The organism is Geodermatophilus maliterrae (assembly GCF_041018925.1).
In the GTDB taxonomy this organism is placed as follows: domain Bacteria; phylum Actinomycetota; class Actinomycetes; order Mycobacteriales; family Geodermatophilaceae; genus Geodermatophilus; species Geodermatophilus maliterrae.
In genome coordinates this window covers 1-4,682 of record NZ_JBFNXQ010000175.1, presented here as the reverse complement: position 1 = coordinate 4,682, position 4,682 = coordinate 1, and the positions used below count along the sequence as shown (strand labels likewise).

The 4,682-nt window shown below is 78.0% G+C and carries 4 protein-coding genes; 2 read left to right on the top strand and 2 right to left on the bottom strand.

All coding sequences use genetic code 11. The annotated features are described in order from the left end of the window. Positions 1 to 113 precede the first annotated feature (113 nt). Together rsmH and mraZ are read right to left on the bottom strand one after the other, a co-directional pair. Complete coding sequence (gene rsmH / locus ABQ292_RS26045) at positions 114 to 1,172, bottom strand: 16S rRNA (cytosine(1402)-N(4))-methyltransferase RsmH (RefSeq protein WP_369210603.1); 1,059 nt, start codon at positions 1,170 to 1,172, stop codon at positions 114 to 116. 406 nt (positions 1,173 to 1,578) lie between these two features. Further along, positions 1,579 to 2,013: a division/cell wall cluster transcriptional repressor MraZ gene (gene mraZ, locus ABQ292_RS26040; RefSeq protein ID WP_204690563.1), complete on the bottom strand. Its 435-nt coding sequence runs from the start codon at positions 2,011 to 2,013 to the stop codon at positions 1,579 to 1,581. Positions 2,014 to 2,329: 316 nt separating this feature from the next. Between mraZ and ABQ292_RS26035 the strand changes: the two genes are divergently transcribed. Together ABQ292_RS26035 and ABQ292_RS26030 are read left to right on the top strand one after the other, a co-directional pair. Beyond that, a complete protein-coding gene (locus ABQ292_RS26035; RefSeq protein WP_369210602.1) occupies positions 2,330 to 3,313 on the top strand; it encodes an AAA family ATPase in 984 nt (327 codons plus the stop codon). Between the two features lie 5 nt (positions 3,314 to 3,318). Continuing rightward, on the top strand, positions 3,319 to 4,682 hold a 1,364-nt coding region (locus tag ABQ292_RS26030), incomplete at its 3' end, for a DUF58 domain-containing protein (RefSeq protein WP_369210601.1).

Sequence of the window (4,682 nt, the reverse complement as noted above, 5' to 3'; positions counted from 1 at the left end):
CCGCGGCGCCGTCGCGGGGTGCGCGGGCGGCGGCGCTCACGAGCCCTCCTCGCCGGCGCTCGTCGGCCGCGTTCGCGGCGCTGCCGTGCCCACCCGTGAGCTCGCGAGCTCGCTCACGCTGCCCGCCGGGTGCGCTCGGCGGCGCGGACGCGGGCCGAGGCCGCCCGCGGGTTGGCGGCCACCTCCGCCTCCGACGGTGCCTCGCCGCCGCGGGTGAGCAGGCGCAGGACCGGCCCGTACTCGGGCAGCCGGACCGGCAGCTCCGGCGGCGTGCGGTCGGTGGCGCCGGCGGCGAGGGTCTGCTTCACGATCCGGTCCTCGAGGGAGTGGAACGTGATGACGGCCAGCCGGCCACCGACGGCGAGGGCGTCCAGCGCCGCCGGGAGGGCCCGCCGGAGGGCGCCGAGCTCGTCGTTGACCTCGATGCGCAGGGCCTGGAAGGTCCGCTTGGCCGGGTGCCCGCCGGTGCGCCGGGTGGCCGCGGGGATCGACTCGCGCACCAGGTGCGCCAGCCGCTCGGTGTTCGTGAACGGCGCCCGCGACCGCTCGCGGACGATGGCCGACGCGATCCGCGAGGCGAAGCGCTCCTCGCCGTACACCCGCAGCACCCGGGCCAGGTCCGCGGCCGGGTAGGTGTTGACGACGTCGGCGGCGGTGCGGGGGGCACCGGGGTCCATCCGCATGTCCAGCGGCCCGTCGCCGGCGTAGCTGAAGCCGCGCTCGGGGCGGTCCAGCTGCAACGAGGAGACGCCGAGGTCGAACAGCACCGCCTGCACCTCGGGCAGGTCCAGCCGGTCGAGCACCTCGGGCAGCTCGTCGAAGACGGCGGGCACGAGGGTGGTGCGCCCCGCGTGGCCGGCGGCGGCGATGCGGGCGGCGGCCTCGGCGCGCGCCTGCGGGTCGCGGTCCAGGCCGACCAGGCGCAGGCCGGGGTGGGCGTCGAGGAGGGCCAGCGCGTGGCCGGCCAGGCCGAGGGTGGCGTCGACGAGCACGGCGCCGTCGGCGGCGCAGGCGGGGCCGAGCAGCTCGGTGACCCGGTCGAGGAGGACGGGCACGTGCGCCGGGTCCGAGGGCGCCGAGTCCTGCGCCGGGTCCGAGGGCGCCGAGTCCTGCGCCGGGTCCGAGGGCACCGAGTCCTGCGCCGCGGGCCGCACGGCCTCGGGGCTGTCCATCGTCGCTCTCCTCGGGTCGGGCTCCCCGCGCGGGGAGGACGTCCTCATGGTGGCGCGGGCAGCGGGTCGGCAGGGGGAGCTCGGCGGGCGTGCCGCGCGACGGGAGGGGCGCGTCGGACGGGCGCGTCGGGAGGGGTGCCGCTCGAGGGGCCGTGGGGGTGCTGTGGCGGACGGGGTGGGACCCCCGCCCCCGCGGTCCGCCTGGCGCCGGGGAAGTGCGTCAGGTGGCAGCCGCGAGGGCGGGGGTGCCCGGTGCCGGTGGCCGGTCCGGCCGGCGGCGCGGGTGCGCCGCACTGCGCGGGGACCGAGCCGCGGGGAAGGCGGTTCGGGCCGGACCCGGGTCGAGCCGCGGGGAAGACGGCTCGCGGACGGGTGCGCGGCGGTCGGGGCGACCGGCGGGAGGGGATCAGGACAGCGTGGGCATCCCCTCGCTCTCCATGGCGGCGAAGGCCGCCTCCTGCTCTTCCACGTAGGAGTCCCACGTGGCCTGGTCCCAGATCTCGAAGCGCGTGTCGACGCCGACCACGACCACGTCGCGGTCGAGGTGGGCGTACTGCCGCAGGTCGGCGGGGATGGTGATGCGGCCGGTCTTGTCCGGCTCGACCTCGACCATCGACCCGAAGCTCATGCGGGCCCGCATGCGGGCCTCGGCGGTGTCGGCGGGGGCCATCGACGCGGCGGCGCTGCTCTGCTCGGCGACCCGGGCCATGGTGAGGCCGTAGATGCAGCGCTCCTGGCCCTTCTTGATCACCATGCCGCCGGCCACCTGCTCGCGGAAGCGGACCGGGAGTGCGAGCCGGCCCTTCTCGTCGAGGCGCAACGTGTAGCTGCCGACGAACACCGGATCACCTCCCCCATCGGTCCTCCTCGTGTCCGTCTGCGGACCCGGGACGGGCCCTGGCTCCCCACCGCGCCACACCCTAACCCACTACGCCCCACCGAACACCACTCGACACCATGTCGTGACCGAGCGCTCCCACCGCCTGCCGTGCAGGTCAGGGGCACGGGGGACCTCCGGGGGGCCGCGGTGGGGACGGGTGGGGCAGGTGGTGGGGTCGGGTGGGACGGGAGCCCCCGCGGAGGGGTCCGTGGTGGGGGTCGCGGAGGCGCTCGCGGAGCCCGTCCCGGGGGCCCGCCCGCCACGTACCGTGGGCCGGGTGACCGACACCATGCGTGCGGCGGACGGGACGGCCGGTCTCCCGGTCGACGTCGCCACGGAGGGCGCGCGGATCGCCGCCAACGTCTCCCGGGTCGTCCAGGGCAAGCCCGGCGTCGTGCACCTGGCGCTCGTGGTGCTGCTGGCCGAGGGGCACCTGCTCGTCGAGGACGTGCCCGGGGTGGGGAAGACGACGCTGGCCAAGGCGCTGGCCGCCTCGATCGACGCCAGTGTGCGCCGCATCCAGTTCACGCCCGACCTGCTGCCCAGCGACGTGACCGGGGTGTCGGTCTACGACCAGGAGAGCCGCGCCTTCGAGTTCAAGCCGGGCGCGGTGTTCGCCAACGTGGTCGTCGCCGACGAGATCAACCGGGCCTCGCCCAAGACGCAGTCGGCGCTGCTGGAGTGCATGGAGGAGCGGCAGGTCACCGTCGACGGCGTCAGCTACGAGCTGGCCCGGCCCTTCCTCGTCGTCGCCACGCAGAACCCGGTGGAGATGGAGGGCACCTACCCCCTCCCCGAGGCCCAGCGCGACCGGTTCACCGCGCGGGTCTCGATGGGCTACCCCGACCGCGAGGCCGAGGTGGCGATGCTCGACGACCGCGGCACCACCGACCCGCTGGCCACCCTGTGCCCGGTCGCCGATGCCGCCGCCGTCCGCGCGATGGTGACCGCGGTGCAGACGCTGCACGTCTCCGACGCCGTCCGCCGCTACGTCGTCGCCCTCGTCGAGGCCAGCCGCCGCTCCCCCGAGCTGCGCCTGGGCGCGTCGCCGCGGGCCGGCCTGCAGCTGCTGCGCACCGCCCGCGCCACCGCCGCGCTGGCCGGCCGCGACCACGTCCTGCCCGACGACGTCCAGACGATGGCCACGCCGGTGCTCGCCCACCGCCTGCTGCTCACCCCCGACGCCGCGGCCGCCCGGCGCACACCCGAGCAGGTCGTGTCCGGGCTGCTGGCCGCCGTCCCCGTCCTGCGAGGGCGCTGAGCGCCGTGCCCGGCCCGCTGCGGACCGCACTCACGTCGCTCACCCTGCGCGGCCGCTGCCTGGTCGCCGCGGGACTCACCCTCCTGGGGCTCGGCGCGCTGCTCGGTGAGCAGCCGCTGGCCCAGCTCGCCGTCTTCGTGCTGGCCCTGCCGCTGCTGTCGGCCCTGGCCGTGGCCCGGCAGCGGGTCCGCGTCGCCGCCCGCCGCACCGTGTCGCCCGCGCGGGTGCCGCGCGGGGAGGACGCCGAGGTGCGGCTGGAGCTCACCAACGCCGAGCGGCGCACCGGCCGCCTGTGGCTGCTGGCCGAGCAGCTGCCCGCCGAGCTCGGCCCCTCCCCCCGGTTCGTCGTCGAGCGGCTGGCCGGCGGCGGCACCACGGAGCTGCGCTACCGCGTGCACGGTGGCCGCCGCGGCCGCTTCCGGCTCGGTCCGCTGCAGCTGCGGCTGGTCGACCCCTTCGGGCTGGTCCAGCGCACCACCAGCGGCACCGACGACGCCCCGCTGCTGGTGGTGCCGCGGGTGCGGCAGCTGGGCCCGGGCGGTCCGGCCGGAGGGCAGGGCGGTGGCGGTGAGGGTGCCCGCCGCTCGATCGCGGTGCACGGCGAGGACGACGTGAGCACCCGCTCCTACCGGCACGGCGACGACCTGCGCAAGGTGCACTGGCGGGCGACCGCGCGGACCGGGGAGCTCATGGTGCGGATGGAGGAGCGGCCGTGGCGGTCGCAGGCGGCGCTGCTGCTGGACACCCGCGTCCGCGCCCACCTGCTCAGCCGCGCCGCCGCGCCCGGCGCGGCGGCCGGGGCCACCGTCGCCGGTCCGCCCGGCGACCCGGCCCCGCCGCCGGACAGCCTCGAGTGGCTGGTGGAGGCCGCGGCGAGCATCGGCACGCACCTGGCCCGCCGCGGGGCGGTGGTGCACGTGGTCACCGAGGCCGGCGAGCTCGGTCCCTCCGACGGGCACGGCGGCCGGGGCCGCGGCGGTCTCGGTCCCGGCGAGCTGCTCGACCGGCTGGCCGCGCTGACGCCCTCCCGCGGTGCGCGCCTGGCCCCGGCGGCGGGTCTGCTCGGCCGGGTGGCCGGCGACGGCCCGGTGGTGGCGCTCCTGGGGGCCGTCGGCCCCGAGGACCTCCCCGAGCTGGTCGCCGCCCGCTCGGGGCCGGCGTCCGACGTCGCCGTCCTGCTCGACGTGGGCAGCTGGGCCGAGGCCGGCCGCGGCCGCCGGGCGCTGACGGGGGCGGCCCGCGCCTCGCTGACCGCCCAGCTCGAGGAGTCCGCGGCGCTGCTGCGCGGCGCCGGCTGGCAGGTCGTCGTCGCCTCGGCCGGCCGCACGGTGGAGGCGGTGTGGGCCGAGCTGGCGCACACGCGCGGAGC